Annotated in this window: 23 protein-coding genes; 6 read left to right on the top strand and 17 right to left on the bottom strand. The window is 70.6% G+C overall.

Translation table 11 applies throughout. The features are described from left to right. Positions 1-99 precede the first annotated feature (99 nt). From tsaD to O7615_RS17495, 4 genes are all read right to left on the bottom strand, one after another. Positions 100-1,137 (bottom strand): tRNA (adenosine(37)-N6)-threonylcarbamoyltransferase complex transferase subunit TsaD, encoded by a 1,038-nt coding sequence (gene tsaD, locus O7615_RS17510; protein ID WP_278178749.1) that lies wholly within the window; start codon positions 1,135-1,137, stop codon positions 100-102. A 3-nt stretch (positions 1,138-1,140) separates the two neighbouring features. Then, positions 1,141-1,683 (bottom strand): peptide deformylase, encoded by a 543-nt coding sequence (gene def / locus O7615_RS17505; protein WP_278178748.1) that lies wholly within the window; start codon positions 1,681-1,683, stop codon positions 1,141-1,143. Positions 1,684-1,787: 104 nt separating this feature from the next. Beyond that, the gene (locus O7615_RS17500; protein WP_278178747.1) at positions 1,788-2,135 is read right to left on the bottom strand and encodes a CGNR zinc finger domain-containing protein; all 348 of its coding nucleotides are present in this window, start codon (positions 2,133-2,135) and stop codon (positions 1,788-1,790) included. 279 nt (positions 2,136-2,414) lie between these two features. Continuing rightward, positions 2,415-2,873: a transcriptional repressor gene (locus tag O7615_RS17495; RefSeq protein WP_278178746.1), complete on the bottom strand. Its 459-nt coding sequence runs from the start codon at positions 2,871-2,873 to the stop codon at positions 2,415-2,417. A gap of 85 nt (positions 2,874-2,958) precedes the next feature. Here O7615_RS17495 and O7615_RS17490 point away from each other — a divergent pair, with 85 nt between their 5' ends. The 5 genes from O7615_RS17490 to O7615_RS17470 all read left to right on the top strand — a co-directional run bounded on the left by O7615_RS17490 (position 2,959) and on the right by O7615_RS17470 (position 7,455). After that, entirely contained in the window at positions 2,959-3,573 is a 615-nt protein-coding gene (locus O7615_RS17490; RefSeq protein WP_278178745.1) for a superoxide dismutase, read from the top strand. A 5-nt stretch (positions 3,574-3,578) separates the two neighbouring features. Then, on the top strand, positions 3,579-3,842 hold the full coding sequence (locus O7615_RS17485; RefSeq protein WP_278178744.1) for a superoxide dismutase: 264 nt from the start codon (positions 3,579-3,581) through the stop codon (positions 3,840-3,842). A gap of 386 nt (positions 3,843-4,228) precedes the next feature. After that, positions 4,229-4,480, top strand: coding sequence for a GNAT family N-acetyltransferase (locus O7615_RS17480; RefSeq protein ID WP_278178742.1), 252 nt, complete (start codon positions 4,229-4,231; stop codon positions 4,478-4,480). A 78-nt stretch (positions 4,481-4,558) separates the two neighbouring features. Beyond that, the gene (gene alaS, locus O7615_RS17475; protein WP_278178740.1) at positions 4,559-7,204 is read left to right on the top strand and encodes an alanine--tRNA ligase; all 2,646 of its coding nucleotides are present in this window, start codon (positions 4,559-4,561) and stop codon (positions 7,202-7,204) included. Continuing rightward, positions 7,201-7,455 (top strand): superoxide dismutase, encoded by a 255-nt coding sequence (locus O7615_RS17470; protein ID WP_278178739.1) that lies wholly within the window; start codon positions 7,201-7,203, stop codon positions 7,453-7,455. Before alaS ends, O7615_RS17470 begins: the two co-directional genes overlap by 4 nt. Positions 7,456-7,740: 285 nt before the next feature. On the opposite strand, the gene O7615_RS17465 is transcribed toward O7615_RS17470, so the two are convergent. The 8 genes from O7615_RS17465 to O7615_RS17430 all read right to left on the bottom strand — a co-directional run bounded on the left by O7615_RS17465 (position 7,741) and on the right by O7615_RS17430 (position 15,170). After that, a complete protein-coding gene (locus O7615_RS17465; protein ID WP_278178738.1) occupies positions 7,741-8,964 on the bottom strand; it encodes an ATP-grasp domain-containing protein in 1,224 nt (407 codons plus the stop codon). Then, a complete protein-coding gene (locus tag O7615_RS17460; protein ID WP_278182129.1) occupies positions 8,961-9,611 on the bottom strand; it encodes a class I SAM-dependent methyltransferase in 651 nt (216 codons plus the stop codon). Before O7615_RS17460 ends, O7615_RS17465 begins: the two co-directional genes overlap by 4 nt. 444 nt (positions 9,612-10,055) lie before the next feature. Then, positions 10,056-10,451, bottom strand: a complete 396-nt coding sequence (locus O7615_RS17455) for a DsbA family protein (protein ID WP_278178737.1) — start codon at positions 10,449-10,451, stop codon at positions 10,056-10,058. Continuing rightward, a complete protein-coding gene (locus tag O7615_RS17450) occupies positions 10,451-10,804 on the bottom strand; it encodes an antibiotic biosynthesis monooxygenase (RefSeq protein ID WP_278178736.1) in 354 nt (117 codons plus the stop codon). Before O7615_RS17450 ends, O7615_RS17455 begins: the two co-directional genes overlap by 1 nt. Positions 10,805-11,033: 229 nt before the next feature. Then, positions 11,034-12,107 (bottom strand): ABC transporter substrate-binding protein, encoded by a 1,074-nt coding sequence (locus O7615_RS17445; RefSeq protein WP_278178735.1) that lies wholly within the window; start codon positions 12,105-12,107, stop codon positions 11,034-11,036. A gap of 3 nt (positions 12,108-12,110) precedes the next feature. Next, on the bottom strand, positions 12,111-12,947 hold the full coding sequence (locus O7615_RS17440) for an ABC transporter ATP-binding protein (RefSeq protein ID WP_278182128.1): 837 nt from the start codon (positions 12,945-12,947) through the stop codon (positions 12,111-12,113). Positions 12,948-13,005: 58 nt separating this feature from the next. After that, on the bottom strand, positions 13,006-14,103 hold the full coding sequence (locus tag O7615_RS17435; RefSeq protein WP_278178733.1) for an iron chelate uptake ABC transporter family permease subunit: 1,098 nt from the start codon (positions 14,101-14,103) through the stop codon (positions 13,006-13,008). Further along, positions 14,100-15,170: an iron chelate uptake ABC transporter family permease subunit gene (locus O7615_RS17430; RefSeq protein WP_278178732.1), complete on the bottom strand. Its 1,071-nt coding sequence runs from the start codon at positions 15,168-15,170 to the stop codon at positions 14,100-14,102. Before O7615_RS17430 ends, O7615_RS17435 begins: the two co-directional genes overlap by 4 nt. An 82-nt stretch (positions 15,171-15,252) precedes the next feature. On the opposite strand from O7615_RS17430, the gene O7615_RS17425 reads away from it, so the two are divergent. Next, on the top strand, positions 15,253-16,065 hold the full coding sequence (locus tag O7615_RS17425) for a siderophore-interacting protein (RefSeq protein ID WP_278178731.1): 813 nt from the start codon (positions 15,253-15,255) through the stop codon (positions 16,063-16,065). Positions 16,066-16,264: 199 nt separating this feature from the next. On the opposite strand, the gene O7615_RS17420 is transcribed toward O7615_RS17425, so the two are convergent. Genes O7615_RS17420 through O7615_RS17400 form a run of 5 tightly spaced genes read right to left on the bottom strand, consistent with a single transcriptional unit; the run spans position 16,265 to position 21,631 of the window. After that, entirely contained in the window at positions 16,265-17,044 is a 780-nt protein-coding gene (locus tag O7615_RS17420; RefSeq protein WP_278178730.1) for an enoyl-CoA hydratase, read from the bottom strand. After that, on the bottom strand, positions 17,041-17,937 hold the full coding sequence (gene mmsB, locus O7615_RS17415; protein WP_278178729.1) for a 3-hydroxyisobutyrate dehydrogenase: 897 nt from the start codon (positions 17,935-17,937) through the stop codon (positions 17,041-17,043). Before mmsB ends, O7615_RS17420 begins: the two co-directional genes overlap by 4 nt. Next, the gene (locus O7615_RS17410; RefSeq protein ID WP_278178728.1) at positions 17,934-18,983 is read right to left on the bottom strand and encodes an enoyl-CoA hydratase/isomerase family protein; all 1,050 of its coding nucleotides are present in this window, start codon (positions 18,981-18,983) and stop codon (positions 17,934-17,936) included. Before O7615_RS17410 ends, mmsB begins: the two co-directional genes overlap by 4 nt. Beyond that, the gene (locus O7615_RS17405; RefSeq protein ID WP_278178727.1) at positions 18,980-20,125 is read right to left on the bottom strand and encodes an acyl-CoA dehydrogenase family protein; all 1,146 of its coding nucleotides are present in this window, start codon (positions 20,123-20,125) and stop codon (positions 18,980-18,982) included. Before O7615_RS17405 ends, O7615_RS17410 begins: the two co-directional genes overlap by 4 nt. A 6-nt stretch (positions 20,126-20,131) precedes the next feature. Then, complete coding sequence (locus O7615_RS17400; RefSeq protein ID WP_278178725.1) at positions 20,132-21,631, bottom strand: CoA-acylating methylmalonate-semialdehyde dehydrogenase; 1,500 nt, start codon at positions 21,629-21,631, stop codon at positions 20,132-20,134. Positions 21,632-21,654 lie beyond the last annotated feature (23 nt).

Below are 21,654 nucleotides of genomic sequence, written 5' to 3'. Positions count from 1 at the left end.
ATCTTCACCAGAACGCCGAGCTGTTATTTTCGCCCAGGTCAGCAGGGTGGAGTCGATGCTGTTGGCGTAGCCGCCGTCGTCCCACATGAGGGCTGTTTGTCAGCGTGGGCCGTGTAGGAGGGCGCCGTGCAGGGTGGCGGATGGGTCGGCGCGGAGGTCGAGTCGGTCGGGGGTGATGTCGTTGCGGATGAGGAGGTCGCCGAGGGTGGCGATCATGGCGCCGTTGTCGGTGCAGAGCCGAGGCGACGGTACGCGTAGCCGCACGCCAGCGGCGGCGCAGCGTTGTTCGGCGAGGTGTCGTACACGGGTGTTGGCGGCGACGCCGCCGACGAGTAGCAGGGTGTCGGCCTGGTGGTGGCGGCAGGCGGCGAGGGCCTTGCGGGTGAGGGTGTCCGCTACGGCTTCCTGGAACGACGCGGCGACGTCGGCTACGGGTACGGGTTGGTCGCCGTGCTTTTCGATCCAGCGGGCGACGGCGGTTTTCAGGCCGGAGAAGGAGAACTGGTAGGGCGGGTCGTGGGGTCCGGTCATCGGTCGGGGGAAGGTGATCGCTGCGGGGTCGCCGGCACGGGCGGCCTGGTCGATCGCGGGGCCGCCGGGGTAGGGCAGGCCGAGTAGGCGGGCGACTTTGTCGAAGGCTTCTCCGGCGGCGTCGTCGACGGTGTCGCCGAGGTGGACGACGGGGTCGCGGGCGAGGTCGCCGATCAGTAGCAGGCTGGTGTGTCCGCCGGAGACGATCAACGCTGCGCAGCGGGCGGGTAGGGGGCCGTGTTCGAGGGTGTCGACGGCGGCGTGGCCGGCGAGGTGGTGCACGCCGTAGAGGGGGACGTTGAGGGTGAGTGCGTAGGCTTTGCCGGCGGCGAGGCCGACCTGCACGGCGGTGGCGAGGCCGGGTCCTGCGGTGGCGGCGACGGCGTCGATGTCACCGAAGCCGATGCCGGCGCGGTCGAGGGCGTGTCGCACCATCGGGGCGACGGCGTGCAGGTGGGCGCGGGCGGCGATCTCGGGGACGACTCCGCCGAAGCGGGCGTGTTCGTCCATGCTGGTCGCGAGGGCGTCGCCGAGCAGGACGCCGTCGGCGACGATGCCGACGCCGGTTTCGTCGCAGGAGGTTTCGATGCCGAGGACGACCGGCATCGGTCAGCCGTCCTGTGCGATGCCGGTGCCGGGGTGTTCGGCGCTGGCGGCGAGGAGCTGTTTGCGGAGTTTGGTGGGGAGCCGGTCGACGTAGGCGAGGCCGTCGAGGTGGTCGACCTCGTGTTGGAAGCAGCGGGCGAGGGTGCCGGTGCCGTCGAGCCGGATCTGGTGGCCGTGGACGTCGAATCCGGTGACGGTGGCGGTGGCGCAGCGGGCCAGTTCGGCGCGCTGGCCGGGCACGGACAGGCAGCCCTCGGAGTCGGTCACCAGGTCACGGTGCTCGGGTAGGTGCAGGATCGGGTTGACGACGGTGGCCACGGTGTGGGCACCGGTGGCGTCGGGACAGTCCACGACGAAGATCCGGGCGTCCACGCCGATTTGGTTGGCAGCCAGTCCGACGCCATGAGCGGCGTACATGCTGGCGAACATGTCGGCGACGAGTTGGGCGAGGGCGTCGTCGAAGTCGGTCACCTCGGTGCAGCGGCGGTGTAGCACGGGGGTGCCGTATCGGGTGATGGGACGCGGGGTGCCGGGCGAGGTCTGCACAACCGCCTATCATAGGCAATTGCATATTATTGGCAGTAAGGATGGGGGAGGCTGCCTGCTACCGCGCCCATACCTGCCCACTGGCGGGCTGGTCGGGACGGGGGTCAAGGGTGGGCGGTGCGTCGTCTGGCGCGGTGTGCTCGTACGTGGTGGCGGGTGGCGCACCGTTCGGAGCAGAACCGACGGCGCCGGTTGCTGCTGTCGTCGAGGAACGCGGCCTGGCATCGCGGTTCCGCGCAGACGCCGAGCCGGTCGATGCCTCGCTCGCACAGCCACGCGGCGAGTCCCCAGACGGCGGCGGCGAGGTATTCGACCGAGGAGGGCGTGCCGGGTGCGGCGACGTGCATGTGCCAGTCGACCGCGCAGGTGCCGGTGATCATCGGCCGGACCCGGTACCGGGCCAGCAGGCTGTTGAGCCGGTCCACCGCCTCCCGCTCATTGCTCGCCGCCACGTTGCCGAAGACCTCTCGCAGGTGACGTCCGGCCTTTCGCAACGTGGACAGGTCGGTGTCCGTGACGGTGTCGCGGTCGGGGCTGGTCGGCCAGCAGCGTCCGCGCGTCGGTAAGGTCGTCGAGTCGTGCGTTCGCCAGGGCCGCCGCCCGCACCGCGAGCCGGTAGCTGTCGGCCAGTCCGCTGCGGTTGCCCGCTGCGGTCCCGTGAGCGCTCGACAGGCGTGCCGGTCCGGCCGATGCCGGGACCGTGGCGGGCCGCGCACCGGCGGGTCCGCTCGTCAAGGGCCCGTTGTTCGGCATCTCGCACACTGGCCGTAGACGACGACACCGCTGGGCTGCTTGGACGGGTCGGTGTCGATGCCGACGGCTCGTGCGGCGGCGACGCTCGCCGCGACCGCGTCGGCTGGCAGCTGCCGCATGTCACCGCAGCTGCCGCAGACGGCGTGGTGGTGTGCGTCGCCGGCGAGCCCGAACGTGAGGCTCCGGCCGACCGGCACGGTGTGCGCGATGCCCAGCTCGACCAGTTGCCGCAGCACCCGATGCACCGTCGACAGTTCCACGGCCACGCCACGGGCGAGTAGCGCGTGGTGCAGCTCGGTCACGGTGAGGTGTCCACGGTCGCCGACCGCGTGCGCGAGCTGGTCGAGCACCGCGCGCCTGGCCGCGGTGATGCGCAGACCCGCGTGGCGTAGGTGCCGCACCGCGGCGTCGACCCGGTCGGTCTTTGATGTGATCAATCGCCACTCCTCAGCGCACCCGTACTACTCTGTTGCAAGGTGATGGCAACAGCATAGTTTTGGCAGCAACCCTTGAGGAGTTCTGATGGCGGTCTACACCCTGCCCAACCTGCCCTACGACTACGGCGCGCTGGAGCCGGCCATGTCGGGGCAGATCCTGGAGCTGCACCACGACAAGCACCACGCCGCGTACGTCAAGGGCGCCAACGACGGGCTGGAGCAGCTCGCCGAGGCCCGCGACAAGGGCGACTTCTCCACGTTGGTCGGCCTGGAGAAGACGTACGCGTTCAACCTCTCCGGGCACGTACTGCACACGATCTTCTGGGGCAACCTCTCGCCCGACGGCGGTGACCGACCCGACGGCGAGTTGGCCGCCGCGATCGAGGAGCACTTCGGCTCCTTCGACGCCTTCGCCGGCCAACTCTCCGCCGCCACCAAGGGGGTGCAGGGCTCCGGCTGGGGTGTGCTGGCCTGGGAGCCGCTGAGCCGGCGGCTGATCGTGGAGCAGGTGTACGACCACCACGGCAACGTCGGGCAGGGCTCCACCCCGCTACTGGTCTTCGACGCCTGGGAACACGCCTACTACCTGCAGTACAAGAACGTCCGCCCGGACTACGTGGACCGGCTGTGGAACCTGGTCAACTGGCCGGACGTGATCGCCCGCTTCGACGCCGCCCGCGCCACCGCCCCGAAGATCTGACCGGCGTGACCGGACCCACCCCGGCCGCGGCGGAACTGGTGCAACGCGCCGCCGGCGTCATCGCCGCCAAACAACGCGGTGACCTCGCCGGCGCCGAGGAACTGCTCGCCGCGTTCGGCTCCGAACAGGCCAAGACCCTCGGCTTCTACCTCCTGGCCGACCTCAGCCTCGGACTACTCCGCGCGCACAGCGGCCAGACCATGGACGACCTCGTACGAGAGTTGTCCCTGATCGTCGCCGCCACCGCCGGACAGCCAGAGACCGGGTAGGACTTCATCCGGGTCGGGGTGGCCGGCGCCATCACGCCGCTATCCCGACCTGGATGGCGCCGGCCGCGCAGGCGCCGGCCGCCACCGGGGAGGCCCATGGTGATCATGAGGGAGCCGGACCCGCCGTCGGTGCGGCTGCTCGACGCCGCCACTGCCGACACCAGAGTCGACGAGCTGCGAGACTGCTACCGGGCCGTGTTCTGCGCACCGCCGTGGAACGAGCCTGCACATCGTGCCGACGAGTTCGCCGCCACCCTCCGCCGGCATAGTGCGCAGGCCGGCTTCATCGGGGCGGTCGCCACGGGCAGCCAGGGTCCGACGGTCGGGCTTCGCCTACGGTTTCGACACCCCCACAGCCGTTCCCGGCGACCGGCAGCTACGCGACATTGCGCGTCCTGCTCGGTGGGCGGGCCGACCAACTGGTCGGCAGACGAGAAGTGCGGGAACTGGTCGTGCGACCCGACGCGCAACGTCGTGGCCTGGGCCAGGCACTACTGGCGGCGATCGTGCAGGACACGCCGTCGTGGCTGCTCACCGCCACCGCGATCACGACCGCCACCGGCTTCTACCAGCGGCTCGGCTGGCGCCACCTGGTGACCGGAGCCGGCCTGATGGTCTATCTCAGCCCACCTGCCTGACCATCGGGGTACCCGAAACACCTTCACCCTGCCGCCAATAGTATGTAGTTGCAAAGTTACGGCAATAAGGGGGCGTGGGTGCAGACGGCGGAGATCAAGCGACGCTTCCTGGCGTACTTCGAGGCCAACGGGCACGCGGTGGTGCCGTCGGCGCCGTTGCCGGCGTTCTCGGATCCGAACCTGCTGTTCATCAACGCCGGCATGGTGCAGTTCGTCCCCTATTTCCTCGGCCAGCGGGCCGCGCCGTACCGGACCGCCGTCTCGGTGCAGAAGTGCATCCGGACGCCGGACATCGACGAGGTCGGCAAGACGTCGCGGCACGGCACGTTCTTCCAGATGAACGGCAACTTCTCCTTCGGCGACTACTTCAAGGCCGGCGCCATCCCCCTCGCCTGGAACCTGTCGACCACGCCGGTCGAGCAGGGTGGTTTCGGGTTGGACCCGCAGCGGATCTGGGCGACCGTGTACCTCGACGACGACGAGGCGTACGACCTGTGGCTCGCCACCGGCGTGCCGGCAGAGCGGATCGTGCGCCGGGGCAAGGCCGACAACTTCTGGTCGATGGGCATCCCCGGCCCGGCCGGCCCCTGCTCCGAGCTGTACTACGACCGTGGCCCCGCCTACGGCCCCGAGGGCGGCCCGGAGGTCGACGAGGACCGTTACCTGGAGTTCTGGAACCTCGTGTTCATGCAGTACGAAATCGCCGACGTGGCGTCGAAGACCGACTTCCGCATCATCGGGGAACTGCCGCACAAGAACATCGACACCGGCATGGGTCTGGAGCGGATCGCCTCGATCCTGCAGGGCGTGGACAACCTGTACGAGATCGACGAGGTCCGTCCGATCCTGGCCCGCGCCGCTGAGCTGACCGGCAGGCAGTACGGTGTGCACTCCGGCCACGCCGCCAGCCAGTCCCACCCCGACGACGTACGCCTGCGGGTCATCGCCGACCACGTCCGCACCGCGCTCATGCTCATCGGCGACGGAGTGACCCCGTCCAACGAAGGCCGCGGCTACGTGCTGCGCCGGATCATGCGCCGCGCCATCCGCGCCATGCGGCTGCTCGGCTGGCAGGACAAGGCCCTGCCCGAACTGCTGCCCGTCGCCCGCGACTGCATGTCCCCGTCATACCCGGACCTCGCCGCCGACTTCGACCGCATCTCCGCCGCCGCCTACGCCGAGGAGGACACCTTCCTCGGCACGCTGCGCGCGGGCACGACGATCCTGGACACGGCGATCGCGGAGACCAAGAAGGCCGGACGCTCGTCACTGCCCGGCGACAAGGCGTTCCAACTACACGACACCTACGGCTTCCCGATCGACCTCACCCTGGAAATCGCCAACGAGCAGGGCCTGACCGTGGACGCCGACGGCTTCCGCGCACTCATGACCGAGCAACGCGCCCGTGCCAAGGCCGACGCGAAGGCCCGCAAGACCGGCCACGCCGACCTGTCCGCGTACCGGGCGGTCCTGGACGCCCACGGGCCGACGGACTGGCTGGCCTACAGGACCCTCGTCACCGAGTCCCAGGTGCTCGCCCTCTGGTCCCGGGGCGCGACCATCGATGCCGCCCAGGCGGGCGACATCGTCACCGTCGCGCTGGACCGCACCCCGTTCTACGCCGAGAGCGGCGGCCAGGACTCCGACGCCGGCCTGCTCACCGGCCCGAACCTGCGCGCCGAGATCATCGACGTGCAGCGGCCGGTCAAGGGCCTTATCGCGCACACCGTCCGGATCCTCGACGGCAGCCTCGCCGTCGGCGACCCGGTGCACGCCGCCGTCGACCCTCAGTGGCGCCTCGGCGCCCGGCAGGCCCACTCCGGCACCCACGTCGTGCACGCCGCGCTGCGCCAGGTCCTCGGGCCCAACGCGTTGCAGTCCGGCTCCTACAACCGGCCCGGATACCTGCGCCTGGACTTCGCCTGGCGCGGCAGCCTGTCCGACGCCACCCGCAGCGAGATCGAAGAGGTCGCCAACCTGGCAATCCGCCGCGACCTACCCGTCGACGTCCGCTACCTGCCACTCGCGCAGGCCCGTGCCGAAGGCGCCCTGGCCCTGTTCGGCGAAACCTACGACGAAACCGTCCGGGTCGTGGAAATCGGTGGTGAATGGTCCCGCGAGCTGTGCGGCGGCACCCACGTCGCCCACGCCGCGCAGATCGGCTCCCTCGCCCTCACCGGCGAATCATCCGTCGGCGCCGGCCAACGCCGCATCGAAGCCGTCACCGGAATCGAGGCATTCCGCTACCTGGCCCGCGAACGCGACCTCGTCACCCAACTCGCCACCCAACTCAAAGCCCGCCCCGAGGAACTCCCCGACCGGGTCACCGCCCTGCTGTCGCGAATGAAGCAGATCGAACGCGAGGCCAACGACCTGCGTGACCGACTCATCGACCTCGACGCCGAAGGGTACGCCGCCAACGCCGTCGACATCGACGGCGTGGCCCACGTCGGCGTCACCACCACCGGCGACGGCCGACGTCTCGCCGAAAAGATCCGCGACCGGCTCGGCCGCCGCCCCGGCGTCGTCGGCGTCATCGCCGGCGCCAGCGTCGTCGTGGCCGTCACCCCCACCGGCGTGCAACGCGGCCTCTCCGCCGCCGACCTGATCAAACTCCTCCTCGCCGGCCGAGGCGGCGGCAGCGCCGCACTCGCCCAAGGCAAAGCCACCGCAGACCCCGCCGACCTGCTGCTACAACTCCGCGACCTCACCACCGCCGCATGACCCCCCACTCCGCGCAACTGTTGGCCGGGATGCAGCACGCCGTGGGGATCATCGCGGCCCGCCACCGAGGTGACCTCGACGGCGCTCAAGCCCTCGCCGACACCTTCACCGACGACGCGCAACGCGCCCACGCGTTCCTCCTGCTCAGCGAACTCGCCCTCACCATCATCAGTGACGGCACCGGCGCTGATCTCCGGACCGTCGTGCGTGACATCTCCCTCCGCATCGCCGCACTGGCGGCCGCCGACTGACGCGCCGACGTACCGGACGGCTGGCAGGGACACGTATTGCCGTAGTGAAGTCTGCGCAGTCGGATCCTCGGTGAGCACGGAGACGGTCGCCAAACTCGTCGTCACACGACCGGTTCGGTCTACTCTCCCGGATTGGCCCTGTCGGCCCCTGTGCGATCAGGTCGGCCAGGCAGTGCACGGCGCCGGTCGGGTCGAGGTTGGCGTGCCATTCGTCGTAGACGTCGGCGTTGCGCTCACCGGAGGTCTCCGGTCCGTACGTGCTCGTGAGGCTCTTGTCCAGGGTAGTCAACCCAGCGGTCGCATGTCGTGGGTGACGGTGCCGGCAGCGGCCAGCGAGTGATACAGGCCGACTTCGGCGGTAGGCCCCTCGGCCATCACCAGGGCGGTACAGCCCCGCTGGTCGGCGAGGTGGATGATCCGGTCGCCGATCTGAGCGGTCGGGAAGAACTCCGGGCTGCCAGGGAACAGCGGCAGCCGTTCGAGGCCATGCCAGCCGGCGAGCCGTCCCGCCGCGGGTGGGTGCAGGAACGTCATGCCGTAACCACGGCCGGAGGTCAATGTCGCGTCTAGCAGCCGAGGGCGCCGGCGCAGCGCGACGTCGACAACCGCTGTGTACACATTCACCCCGAGCGAGCGGCACATCATCTCCCCGATGACCGCCCCGGCGATCCGGCCGTTAATCTCCACGACCTCGGGGCCGTCGGGAGTGTGGGCGAACTCGGTGTGGGCCACGCCGTCGGTGAACCCGACCGCGGCGAGGACTTCACCGATCCAGGTTTCCAGCCGGTCCAATTCGGCTCGTGGCACGGCGACTGGGAAGGCGACCGCCTCCTCCCGACGGACCGGCTCCGGTGTATGGATATGTACGGCGATCCCGAGGAGCCTCGTGTGTCCCTGCCAGCTGACTGTCTCGGCGCTGTAGACCGGGCCGGGGAAGTACGGTTCGGCCACCAGATGCCAGCCCAGCAGGGTGGCGTCGGCGGCCTCGCGGGCGGCCCGGTCGCGCTCGGCGTCGTCGCGGAGCAGCCAGACCGACCGGGAGGAGGTACCCGCCGAGTCCTTCAGGATCATCGGGTAGCCGATCGCCGTCGCCGCGTCGCTGACCGCCTCGGCCGTGGCGTTGACCCGGGTCGCGTTGGCGCGGCTGAGTCCGGCCCGGTGCAGCAGGGTCCGGACCTGCGCCTTGTCCCGCAGGGTGCGGGCGACCTGTAGGCCGAAGGTGGCCAGGCCGTACCGTTCGGCCAGATACGCGCCGGGCAGCATCCAGATGTCGGTCGAGTTGACCAACCCGGCGAGGTCCGGGACCCGGTCGAGGATCGCGGCGCAGGCATCCACATCGGTGGTGTCAACATCGATCACCTCTAGGTCCTGCGGACCGAGGCGGTCAAGTTCGTACGCATAGACCGACCGGTTTCCGGTGAGCAGGCACAGCCGGTGCCCGGCTTCAACGGCGGCGTCGCACAGGCGAGCGAGGCCGAAGGCGAGCGCTTCGAGGAGCACAATGGTCACGAGGGAATCCCCTCGCTCTCCGGAGGCCGAGTCGCCTCCACAACGAGCCGCTTCGCGTGGTTGTCGAACGGATCTCCCGCGAAGCCACCGAAGCAGACGATCCCGGTGAACCCGGCGGCGGCCAGCATGCCGCGGATCTCGACGGCGCTGTAGACAAACTGTTCGAAGAATCCGTGCCGGGCGGTGTCCCCCCGCACCAGGGTCCAGTCGCTGCGCAACCGAGTCCAGTCGTCCAGGACGGTGTCCCGCATGAACAGCTGACCACCGTCCACCTCGACCGTCTTCGGAATGCCTGCCCACCGGGCAAAAAACTCCTTGCTGAACAAGTCCATCAGCAGCCGACCACCCGACACCAGACACCACCAGGCGTGACACAGCACCAGCTGACCCCACCCCGGGTCGGCGAAGTAGCCGAACGAGGTGTACCCGCTGATGACCAGGTCGTAGCAGGCGGGCTCGACGAACTGGCGCATGTCGGCGTGGACCAGCCGCACCGTGACCCCGGCCTCCGCGCTCGCCGTGCGGGCACGGTCCAACATCGCCGAACTCAAATCAACTCCAGTGACCTGGGCGCCCCGCCCAGCGAGCGGAACAGCATCAGTACCGGGCCCGCAGCCCAGATCCAGCACGCTGGTCCCTGCCGTCACCGTCAGCAACGGAGACGTCGTCACCCACCTCTGCGCCTCCCGAGGGCGCGGCGCGGCGAACAACACCCCCGCGAAGTCCACCCAGAGCCCGTCGTCTTCAAACCACTCCACAGGCAACTCCGACCTCGCACCACGACCGACGCACTACAGGTCGCCGGACAAGGCGCCAAAGTTCCCGCCACAGAAACGAAGACGGTCAGCAGCCAATCGCCAGCCGCCTTGCAATAGGCCAGAACTAATCCATCCGACGGCGCGACCAAGCTGACAGCCGAGGACGAAGATGCCTGATCCATCCGGTGAGAATGCAACTTCCCGGCCGCCAGTCACATCCGCAAGCGGCAATGCGCTGGTGCCCGTCATCGTCGGGATTTCACCCGGACGGGTCAGCCGCCGACACCACCACGACCGACTGTCCCACGCCGAGGAGCGATCAGCCCGTGCCGTTCACGGGCACAGCGTGCAGCCAGAGCACGACACCGGTGCTGCCGGACGGACCCAGCGCGTAGGCGAGGGTCGCGGCGACCTGGTCGCGGTCGCCGGCATCGACGACAACTCGAACAGCGAATCCATCGTTGCGAGGTCGAGGCGCAGGTCGAGCCCGACCTGCGCGCCCAGGTCCGTGATCTGGTGCAGGCGCTCGGTTGCGCGCTCGCCCCACATCGTGGCAAGCGCTTCGGCGGCGGTCGGTCCGGGCTCGGTGTTCGTCTGGCCCAGCTCGTAGCTGCGCCACTCGATCTCGACCCGGTGGCCAGTGGGAAGCTGGGCGAGCGTCTGCTCAAGTCGACGCAGGCCGATATAGCACCACGGGCAGATGATGTCGACGAACACTTGCGTGCGCATCAGCCGGCCTTCGGGGGCAGCACTTCGCGCACGAGGTCGTAGCGCGGGGTGTTGGTCATGCGGGGAGTGGCCGTTCCGGAGATACCGTCGACGGCGCGGTCGATGTCGGCTTGGCGCTCCTGCAGGTCGTCGGTTTTGTCGAAATGGCGCCAGTGCGCCTCGCTCTGCCACGCCACGACGTTGTACACGCGCGTGCCGTCCTGGCTGGCGAGCAGTCGGGCCGAGCGATAGCCGGGGTAGTGGCGCACGCGGCGCTCCTGGATCTCCGCGAACGCCTCGATCAGCTCGTGCTGGCTCTGCGGCCCGTCAACCGTGTAGTCGATGATCGAGTAGAACCCCGCGTCGTCCGGCACGTAGCACCGCCTCTCCGTGTGGTCGTCGCAGGTCAAGATAGGACTTCAACCATCGTTCAAGTCAAGCCGCCAACCGCAGCACGCAGCGGCGCGTCACGCCGTCAGCGCGCGAAGGGATGCTCGCCGAGCCAGCACCGGGGACCGGCTCCGGAATCGGCCGCTTGGTCGCCAACGGAACTTACGGAAGTCGATGCCGTTGTGACTTGATGGTGTACGCGACTCTGCACTCTTAGCCGGCCGTCGTGAGTTCGGTCAGCACGGTGTCGATCCGCTCCGTCAGTTCCAGGCCGGTGCCGAGCGATGCGGCGCCGGACAGGATCGGGTACACCCGCCCGGCCCGGACCGCGGGCAGTTGCTTCCACAGCGCGCTGTCGGTCAGGGCCGCGCTGTCCGGAGCCGGTGTCACGCCGTCGGGGCCGGACGGAATGAGCAACACTCCGGTGGGCTCCAGGATCCCGATCTGCTCCATCGAGTACTCCTTCGTCGGCTCCGGCTGGGAGTTGGCCGGCTCGGCGAGCCGCAGCCCGCTGTCGACCAGCACGGTGGTGTCGGTCCACTTCGGCCCGAGGGTCCAGAAGGTGGTGTCCGAGGCGACCTGGACGAAGGTGAAGGTGTACCGGTCGAGTACGGCCTGGTGCTTCTGCTTGATTCCGCTGGTGTGGCTCCGGTACCGGCTGAGCAGTTCGTCGGCCTGCTGGCCGCGGCCGAGCACCTCACCGATGCGGCTGGCCACCTCGAGCAGGCTGAGCTGCTGGAAGGAGATCACCACCGTGGGGGCGATCCTGCTGAGCTGGTCGTACAGGTCGTCCGGAGTGTCGATGGTGCGCAGGATCAGATCCGGCTCGGCGCCGGCGACCTTCTCCACGTCCGGCTCGGTCCAGTCGCCGACCACCGGCGTCTCGGCCAGCTTCGGGGCGTACGTGTCGCCGGTGCCGTCGTACCCACCGCCGCTCACGCCGACCGGAACCAGCCCGAGGTCGACGACGGCGAAGGCGCCGTAGTAGTCGGCGCAGACCACCCGGGCCGGGTTGGCCGGCACGGTGACCTCGCCCTTGTCCGTCTGCACCTGCCGCTGCCCGGGCGACCCGCCGGCGTCGGGGGTGCGCTCGCTGTCGTCGCCGCAGGCGCCGAGCAGCAGTGTGCCGGCCACACCGAGGCCACCGGCGAGGAAGCCGCGGCGGGGCAGCCCGCCGGCCGGGCCCGCCGTGGCGAGACGGAACAGGTCCGCCAGAGCGGTAGAGCCAGCGGTGTCGAGCGCGGGCAGGGCGGTGACCGGGGTGGGCCGGTCCAGGAGCAGGGTCATGGGTCAACCTTTCTCCGCACCGGGTGGCACGGTGAACGAAGCGATCATCGGATTTCGTGGTGTCGGTGCCGCGTGGCCGCCGTGGTAACGGCCGACCGGCACGACCATCGGCGTGCCGGAGACCGGGTCCGCGACGACCAGGTTGTCCAGGCCGAACACCTCCGACACGATCGCGGAGGTGATCACCTGCTCCGGAGGTCCCTCCGCCACCAGCACGCCGTCCTTCATGGCGACCAGGTGGTCGGCGTACCGGCAGGCCAGATTCAGGTCGTGCAGCACCAGCAGGATGGTGACCCCACGCTGCCGGTTGAGGTCGGTCAGCAGGTCCAGCACCTCCACCTGGTGGGTCACGTCCAGGTAGGTGGTGGGCTCGTCGAGCAGCAGGACGCGGGTCCGCTGGGCGAGTGCCATGGCGATCCAGACCCGCTGCCGCTGCCCGCCGGACAGCTCGTCGACCGGCCGACCGACCAGATCCAGGGTGCCGGTGGCCTGCAACGCCGCCGCGACCGCGTCGTCGTCCGTCACGGTCCACCGACGGAACCAGCCCTGGTGCGGATAGCGACCCCGGCCGACCAGGTCGGCCACGGTGATCCCCTCCGGCGCGACCGGATGCTGCGGCAGAATGCCGAGCCTGGTGGCCACCTGCCGGGTCGGCATGGTGTGGATGTCCCGACCGTCGAGGTACACGGCGCCGCCCGCCGGTGCCAGCAGGCGGGCGAGCCCACGCAGCAGGGTGGACTTGCCGCAGGCGTTCGGCCCGACGATGACGGTGATGCGTTCGGCCGGGATATCGACGCTCAGCCGCCGGACCACCGCACGGTCGCCGTACCCGAGGGTCACCTCCCGGGCGCCCAGGCCGACCGGTCCGTCGGGGGCGAGGTTCACCCGTCTCCTCCCCTCATCCACCGCGCCCCGCCCGGTTGGCGGTCGCCAGCAGCCACAGCAGGTACGGCGCGCCGACGACGCCGGTCACCACGCCGACCGGGAACTGCCCGGAGCCGAGCACATGCTGGGCGGTCAGGTCCGCGGCAACCATGATGGTCGCGCCGGTGAGCGCCGCCGGCAGCAGCGCCGGCCCCCGGTCGCGGACCAGCCGCCGCGCGATCGGGGCGGCGACGAACGCCACGAACGGCACCGGGCCGGCCGCCGCGGTCGCGACGGCGGCGAGTGCCACCCCGGTCAGCAGGATGGCCAGCCGCAACCGCTCCACCCGGGCCCCCAGCCCGACCGCGGTCGCGTCGCCGAGACGCAGCACGTCCAACTCGCGCGACAGGCCCAACGCGCAGGGCAGCAGGACGGCCATGGTCAGGGCGAGGGGTTGCACGTGTGCCCAGGAACGGGCGTTGAGGCTGCCGGTCAGCCAGACTAGGGCCTGCTGCGCGCTGGTGATCTCGGCCCGCGACATCAGGTACGACACCACGCTGGCGAGCACCGCGGCCACCCCGATACCGACCAGCACCAGCCGGTATCCGGTGATCCCGTCCCGCCAGGCCAGCAGGTAGATCAGGGCGGCGGTACCGAGCGCACCGGCGAACGCGCTGACCGACACGACGGCACCGACCACGCCGAACACGATGATGCAGACAACCGCGGCGGCGCTCGCGCCCATGGTGATCCCGATGATGTCCGGGCTGGCGAGCGGGTTACGCACCAGGCTCTGGAAGATCGCGCCGGAGAGCCCGAACGCCGCGCCGGCGAGCAGGCCGGTCAGGACCCGGGGCAGCCGCACGTCGCTGATGACGAACTCGTCGCGCCGGCTGCCCTCCGCGAACAGGGTGTCCAGGACATCCGGCAGCGGGATGGCCACCGCGCCCACGGCCAGGGCGGTGCAGAAGAGCGCGGCGGCGACCACCGCCAGGGTGATGGTGACCCCGGCGCTGCGGGCCCGGCCGCGACGCCGGGTGGCGCGTACCACGGCCCGGGCGGCAGCCGCAACGGTGTCGGCGGGGCCCGGTCGGGGCGGTGGTGAGCTGGTCGTCGGTGCCGGCCGGGTCACAGTTCGGCCAGCTTCCGCCGCCGCACCAGGGCGATGAACGCCGGCGCGCCGATCACCGCGGTCACCACGCCGACCTGCACCTCCGCCGGGCGGGCCAGCACCCGGCCGACGACGTCCGCGGCCAGCAGCAGGGTCGGTGCCAGCACCATGGCGTACGGCAGGATCCAGCGGTAGTCCGGGCCGGTGATCAGCCGGGCCACGTGCGGCACGGCCAGCCCGACGAAGGCGACCGGCCCGGCCAGTGCGGTGGCCGTGCCGCAGAGCACGACCACGCAGAGCGCGCCGAGCACGCGGGTGGCCGCCACGTTCTGCCCGAGCCCCCGCGCCACGTCGTCGCCGAGGGAGAGCGTGTTGAGCAGCCGGCCACACGGCAGCGCGAGCAGCACCCCGGCCAGCATGAACGGCAGCGCCTGCCCGGCCAGGTCGGTACCGCGACCGGCGAGCGAGCCGACCTGCCAGAGCCGGAAGTGGTCGAACGCGTCGGTGTCGGTGAGCAGCAGGGCGGTGGTGACCGAGGCGAGTGCCGCACTGACCGCGGCACCGGCCAGTGCCAGCTTGACCGGGGTGGCACCGTCGCGACCGAAGGCCGCGATGCCGTACACCACGACCGCGGTCACCGCCGCTCCCACGAAGGCGAACCACACGTACCCGGTCAGGGTCGTGACACCGAAGAGGCTGATGCCGGTCACCACGAACAGCGCCGCGCCCGCGTTGACGCCGAGCAGCCCGGGATCGGCGAGCGGGTTGCGGGTCAGCCCTTGCATGATCGCGCCGGAGAGCCCGAGGGCCATGCCGGCGAGGAGCCCCACCACCGTCCGGGGCACCCGCAGCGTGCGCACCACGAGGTGGTCACCGTCGGCCGGGTCGTACGCGAGCAGGCTGGCGAACACGTCGCCGGCCCCGATCGGTTTGGCGCCGACCGAGACGCTGGCGATCGCGACGGTGGCGAGCACCGCCACGGCGACGACCAGCCCGGAGAGCAGGGGTAGCGAATGGCGGGTGGCCGGTCGGGCAGCGGCGCGCCGCTGCGGTGCCGCGACGTCCGCCGCACCGTCCACCAGTTGCACAGGTTCTCCCGCCACCGCATCCGCCCAGCTGAAGTGAGCATAGGCTAACCTAAGTTCAGTCGAGCGGGAGGACCGGAGGACCATGACGGCTGACACCGCCACATCACCCGCCCGCGTCCGGCGGCCCATGCCGGCGCGGGTTCTCGCCACCCGGAAACTGACGCCACGACTGGTCCGCATCACCCTCACCGGAGCCGAGCTGGACACGTTCGGCTACGACGGACCAGACCACCTAGTCCGGGTGTTCCTCCCGCCGGAGCCCGGTGCCGAGCTGCGCCTACCCGATGGCGCCGACAGCTGGTGGCCAGCGGTGCAGGCGATGCCGGCGGAGGTCCGGCCGATCGTCCGCAACTACACGGTGCGCCGGCTCGACGAGGCCCGGCGCGAGATGGACATCGACTTCGTCCTGCACGGTGACACCGGCCCCGGCTCGTCGTGGGCCGCCTCCGCGGCCGTCGGTGACCAGATCGGCGTGCTCAGCGACGGCGCGGAGTACGCTCCACCGCCCGACACCGTCTGGCAGCTGCTCATCGGCGACGAGACCGCCCTGCCGGCGATCGCCGCGACCGTCGAGGCGCTGCCGTCCCGTATCCCCGCCGTGGTGCTGCTGGAGGTCGGCGACGCCACGGACGAGATGCCGATCGCCCTCCCCGACGGAGCCCGCCTCACCTGGTTGCACCGGGGCGCGGAGGCGGCCGGGCGGAGCGACATCGCGCTGCGCACCCTGCGCGGATCCGAGTTGCCCGTGGGCACCCCTTATGCCTTTGTCGCCGGCGAGTCCAGCATGGTCACCTCAGTACGCCGACACCTCGTGCAGGACCGCGGCATGGCCAAGGAGCGCGTCTACTTCTGCGGGTACTGGCGCGCCGCCCCGGCCCCGTCGATCACCAGTTGAACGCCGCCATCGGACCCGGCTCGGGTTCCCACTCGGCGCGGGCCCAACTCCTCGGGGACGCCGGCATCGGCATGTTGGCTTACAGCGCCGTGGAGACGGTGTCCACCAAGTGGCTCACCAACGGATCGCGTCCTCGCTGACCAGCAGCGACAGGTGACGAGAGGCGCCGGCTCTCGCTCAGAGGCGGATGGCCACCTAGCTACCGATCTGTGAACAGTGGCGGGCGTTTGGCGATGAAGGCGGCCATGCCCTCGGTCTGGTCGTCGGTGGCGAAGGTGGCGTGGAACAGCCGTCGCTCGTGCAGCAGGCCTTCGGCCAGGGTGACTTCGAAGGAGCGGTTGACCGCTTCCTTGACCATGCGGGCGGCTGGCGCGGACATGCTGGCGATCCGCGTGGCGACCTGGAGTGCCTGTTCGAGTAGTTGTTCGGCGGGAACGACGCGGGAGACCAGGCCGGCGCGTTCGGCCTCGTCGGCGGTGATCGCCCGCCCGGTCAGGCAGAGATCCATGGCCTTGGCTTTGCCGATGGCCCGGGTCAGGCGTTGTGATCCGCCCATTCCGGGGATCACGCCGAGGGTGATCTCCGGTTGGCCGAAGCGTGCGGTGTCGGCGGCGATGAGGATGTCGCACATCATCGCCAGTTCGCAGCCTCCGCCGAGTGCGTAGCCGGCGACGGCGGCGATCAGCGGGGTGCGTACGGCGCTCAGTGCCGACCATCCGCCGAACCAGTCGGCGGCGTACATCTCGCTGTAGGTGCGGTCGGCCATTTCCTTGATATCGGCGCCGGCGGCGAACGCCTTGGCCGAGCCGGTGATGACGATGGCCTTGACGGTGGGGTCGGCGTCCAGCGATGCGGCGGCTGCGGTCAGGTCCCGCATGACCTGAAGCGACAGGGCGTTGAGCGCGTGCGGGCGGTTCAGGGTGATCACCGCGACGCCGGGGTGGTCGATGTCGACCACGATGGTGTGCTCGTCGGTCATGAGGCTGCCTCCGGGGTGCGCGGGTGGGTGGCGAGGGCGGTGATGATCGCGGAGAAGTCCAGTTCGCCGTTGCCTGCGGCGACGAACTGGTCGTAGAGGGCGGCGGCAGCGGCCCCGAGCGGGGTGTCGACGTCGGTTCGCGCTGCGCTGGTCTGCGCCAGGTGGAGGTCCTTGCGCATCAGCACGGCGGAGAAGCCGCCCTCGTAGCCGCGGTTGGCCGGGCTGGTTGGCACCGGTCCGGGCACCGGGCAGTAGCTGGTCAACGCCCAGCACTGGGCCGACGAGGTCGACGCCACGTCGAACAACGCTTGGTCGTTCAGGCCCAGCGACCGGCCGAGCAGGAATGCCTCGGACACTGCGATCATGGAGATCCCGAGCACCATGTTGTTGCAGATCTTCGCGGCTTGGCCGGCACCGGCCGCGCCGCAGTGGATGATCCGGGAGCCCATCACCTTCAGCAGCGGGCGGGCTCGTTGCAGGGCGGCAGCGTCACCGCCGACCATGAAGGTGAGGGTGCCGGCGGTGGCACCGGCGACGCCGCCGGAGACGGGCGCGTCCAGTGGCGCGAAACCTGCCTCGGCGGCCCGGGCGGCGACCGCCTGCGCGTCGTTGACGGCGACGGTGGAGCAGTCCAGCAGCAGTGCGCCGGGGGCGGCGGTGTCGAGCACCGTGTCGTAGCACTCGGCCAGGTGTTGTCCCGTCGGGAGCATCGTGATCACCGTGTCGGCGCCGCGTACCGCCGCTGCGGCGCTGTCGGCCACGGTGACGCCGCGTGCGGCTACCCGCTCGACGGCGGTGGGTGCCGGGTCGTATCCGATGACCTGGTGGCCGGCGGTGACGAGGTTGGCGGCCATCGGACCGCCCATGTTGCCCAGTCCCAGGAACGCGATCATTTCTGTCCCTCCACGCGCAGGTCCGGCGGGTTGTCGATCGGGGCGATACAGGCGTCCACGAGTTCTGGCGGCACATCGGCGACGGTCGCCGGTTGCCAGCGGGGTTGCCGATCCTTGTCGATGATCTGGGCGCGGATGCCTTCGGCGAGGTCGGGCAGCCGCAGCAGCGCGGCGGACAGCCGGTACTCCTGGGCCAGCGCTGCGGGCAGGTCCGGCAGGCGCGCCGCGCTTCGCAGCGAGCGGAGTGTGACGGCCAGCGAGGTGGGTGATCGGGTAGCGATCGTCTCGGCCGCGGCGCGCGCATCGGCGTCGGGATGGCGGGCGAGTCGCTCGACGATGCCGTCCATGGTGTCGCCGGAGTAGCAGTCGTCGATCCAGCCGCGCGCCGCGGTGAGGTCGGATTCAGGGGGTGCGGTGGCGAACGAGGCGACGGCGCCGGCGGCGTCGCGGCGGGCCAGCGCGAGCCTCAGGTAGGGCAGCCGCTCGGACGGAATGTAGTGGTCGGCGAGACCAGCGGCGATGGCGTCGGCGGCGCCGATCGGGGTGCCGGTGAGGGCGAGGTGGGTGCCGAGTTGGCCGGGTGCGTGAGAGAGCAGCCACGATCCGCCGACGTCGGGGTGGAAGCCGATGCCCACCTCGGGCATGGCAAGCCGGGACCGCTGCGTCACCACCCGCAGCGCGGCGTGCCCGGAGATACCGATACCACCGCCCATGACCAGTCCGTCCATCCAGGCCACGATCGGCTTCGGGTAGGCGGCGATGGTGGCGTTGAGCCGGTACTCGTCGGCCCAGAAGTCCAGTGAGCCGGTGCCGCCGGAGACGGCGTCGGCGTGGATGGCACGGATGTCGCCGCCCGCGCACAGGCCACGGCCGCCCGCGCCGGTGACCAGGACGGTACGGACGCGGTCGGAGGCAGCCCACAGTGCCAGGGTGTGCCGGATGATGGTGACCATCTCGGCGGTGAGGGCGTTGATCGCGGCTGGCCGGTTCAGGGTCAGGTGCCCGAGGTGGCCGGTCAGCCGGGCGATGACCGGTGGCGCGCTCATGCCGCGTTCCGTTCGTCGAGCAGGCTGCGGGCGATGATCAGCCGCATGATTTCGTTGGTCCCCTCGAGGATCTGGTGGACGCGCAGGTCGCGGACGACCTTTTCGATGCCGGTCTCGCTGAGGTAGCCGTAGCCGCCGTGCAGTTGGAGGGCGGTGTTGGCCACGTCGAATCCGGTGTCGGTGGCCAGCCGTTTGGCCATGGCGCAGCTGGCGGTGGCGTCCGGAGCGTCACTGTCGAGCGCGTCAGCGGCCTGGTGGAGCAACAGCCGAGCGGCGGCGAGCAGTGTGTGGGCGTCCGCGACACGGAAGCGCAGGGCCTGCGCGTGGGCCAGCGGGGCACCGAAGGCGTGCCGGTCGCGCAGGTAGCTCCTCGCCCGGTTCAGGGCGTACTGTGCGCCGCCGAGGGAACACGCACCGATGTTGAGCCGTCCACCGTCGAGAGCGGCCATTGCGATCGCGAAGCCGCCGTTCTCGGCGCCGAGCAGCGCGGTCGTGGGCAACCGGACGCCGTCGAGGATCACTTGCCGGGTGGGCTGGGCGTTCCAGCCCATCTTCGCTTCGTTGGGGCCGAAGGCCAGCCCCGGAATGCCGGCATCGACGAGAAACGCTGAGATGCCGTTGGGGCCGGGCGCGCCGGTGCGGGCGAAGACGACGTACAGGCCCGCCGCACCGGCGCCGGAGATGAACTGCTTCACCCCGTCGAGCACCCACTCGTCGCCGTCGCGGCGGGCGGTGGTGCCGATCGCGGCGGCATCGCTGCCGGCCCCGGGCTCGGTCAGGCAGTACGAGCCCAGCATCTCCATCGTGCACAGGCGGGGTAGGTAGGCGGCCCGCTGTGCTTCGCCGCCGTGCCGGTCGACCATGGCGGCGACCATGTTGTGGATCGAGGTGTAGGCGGCCAGCGACGGGCATCCGGTGGCGAGTGCCTCAAAGACGACGACACCGTCGCGCCGGCCGAGGCCGCTGCCGCCGTGAGACTCCCGCACGTACACCCCGCCGAGCCCCAGCTCGGCGGCCTTGCGCAGCACGTCGACCGGGAAGTGCTTGTCCTGGTCCCATCGCACCGCGTGCGGCGCCAGGTGGGTGGCGGCGAAGTCGGCCACGGTGTCACGCAGCGCCAGTTGGTCGTCGGTCAGCTGCATGGCGCCTCAGCTCATCGTGGGGATGACGAAGCTGGCCCCGTCCCGTACCCCATGGGACAGCCAGCGTGAGGTGACGGTCTTGGTACGGGTGTGGAAGCGAATCGAGTCCGGACCGTGCTGGTTGAGGTCGCCGAAGCCGGACGCCTTCCAGCCGCCGAAGGTGTGGTAGGCGATCGGCACCGGGATCGGCACGTTGACGCCGACCATGCCGACCTGCACCCGCTGGGCGAAGTCGCGAGCGGTGTCACCGTCCCGGGTGAAGATCGCCACCCCGTTGCCGTAGGGATTCTCGTCACACAACCGGATCGCCGATTCGTAGTCCGTCGCCCGGGCGACGCACAGCACGGGCCCGAAGATCTCCTCGCGGTAGATCGACATCTGCGGGGTCACCCGGTCGAAGAGCGACGGCCCGAGATAGAAGCCGTCCGGGTGCGTGTCGACGGTGTGCCCACGGCCGTCGAGGACGAGCTGCGCTCCCTCGGCCACTCCGGCGGCGATGAGGTCGGCGACCCGGCGGCGGGCGGCGTCGGTGACCAGGGGTCCGAAGTCGGCCTCCGGGTCGTGTGCGGCACCGACCCGCAAACCGCGGATCCTGTCGATGAGACGGGCGACGAGCGCGTCGGCGGTGGCCTCCCCCACCGGCACCGCCACGGAGACCGCCATACAGCGTTCCCCGGCGGAGCCGTACGCGGCACCGACCAGCGCGTCAACGACCTGGTCCAGGTCGGCGTCGGGCATCACCACGGCGTGGTTCTTCGCGCCTCCGAAGCACTGCGCGCGCTTGCCGTGCGCGGTGGACGTGGCGTAGACGTGTTGCGCGGCCACCGACGAGCCGACGAATCCGACGGCCTGTACCCGCGGGTCGGTCAGCAACGGAGCGGCAGCGTCGCCGTCACCGTTGACCACGTTGAACACCCCGGGCGGGCCGCCAGCCTCGACAAACAGCGCGGCCAGGTGCAGCGGCACCGACGGGGTGCGCTCGCTGGGCTTGAGGACGAACGCGTTTCCGCAGGCCAGAGCGGGGGCGGCCTGCCATAGCGGGATCATCGCCGGGAAGTTGAACGGGGTGATGCCCGCGACGACGCCCAGCGGTTGCCGCATCGAGTAGACGTCGATGCCGGTGCCAGCTGAGTCGGTGTATTCCCCCTTGAGCAGGTGCGGGATGCCGATGGCGAACTCGACCACCTCCAGTCCGCGCTGGATGTCGCCGTGGGCGTCGGCGATGGTCTTGCCATGCTCGGCGGAGAGCAGCGCGGCGAGGTCGCCGGAGCGCTGCTGGATGAGCGCCAGCCAGCGGATCAGGACGCGGGCGCGTCGTTGCGGGTTGGTGGCGGCCCAGCCGGGTTGTGCGGCTGCCGCGTCGGCCAGCGCGGCGTGGACCTCCTCGACCGAGGCCATCGGCACCTGGCGGGCAACCTGTCCCGTGCTGGGGTCGTACACGTCGCCGAAGCGTCCGGCGGTGCCCGGTACACGTTCGCCGGCGATGAAGTGGGTGAGTTGTTCCATGGCGTCTCCTGGTGGGAAACGGA

It is taken from the genome of Micromonospora sp. WMMD1082 (assembly GCF_029626175.1).
Taxonomy (GTDB): domain Bacteria; phylum Actinomycetota; class Actinomycetes; order Mycobacteriales; family Micromonosporaceae; genus Micromonospora.
This window is presented reverse-complemented; position numbering and strand designations above follow the sequence as displayed.

Coding starts and splice junctions, on each gene's coding strand:
- O7615_RS17470 (WP_278178739.1), top strand. CDS start 7,201: ATGACCCCCCACTCCGCGCAACTGTTGGCCGGGATGCAGCACGCCGTG.
- O7615_RS17410 (WP_278178728.1), bottom strand. CDS start 18,983: ATGAGCGCGCCACCGGTCATCGCCCGGCTGACCGGCCACCTCGGGCAC.
- O7615_RS17425 (WP_278178731.1), top strand. CDS start 15,253: ATGACGGCTGACACCGCCACATCACCCGCCCGCGTCCGGCGGCCCATG.
- tsaD (WP_278178749.1), bottom strand. CDS start 1,137: ATGCCGGTCGTCCTCGGCATCGAAACCTCCTGCGACGAAACCGGCGTC.
- O7615_RS17445 (WP_278178735.1), bottom strand. CDS start 12,107: ATGACCCTGCTCCTGGACCGGCCCACCCCGGTCACCGCCCTGCCCGCG.
- O7615_RS17490 (WP_278178745.1), top strand. CDS start 2,959: ATGGCGGTCTACACCCTGCCCAACCTGCCCTACGACTACGGCGCGCTG.
- O7615_RS17400 (WP_278178725.1), bottom strand. CDS start 21,631: ATGGAACAACTCACCCACTTCATCGCCGGCGAACGTGTACCGGGCACC.
- O7615_RS17420 (WP_278178730.1), bottom strand. CDS start 17,044: ATGACCGACGAGCACACCATCGTGGTCGACATCGACCACCCCGGCGTC.
- mmsB (WP_278178729.1), bottom strand. CDS start 17,937: ATGATCGCGTTCCTGGGACTGGGCAACATGGGCGGTCCGATGGCCGCC.
- O7615_RS17455 (WP_278178737.1), bottom strand. CDS start 10,451: ATGCGCACGCAAGTGTTCGTCGACATCATCTGCCCGTGGTGCTATATC.
- O7615_RS17405 (WP_278178727.1), bottom strand. CDS start 20,125: ATGCAGCTGACCGACGACCAACTGGCGCTGCGTGACACCGTGGCCGAC.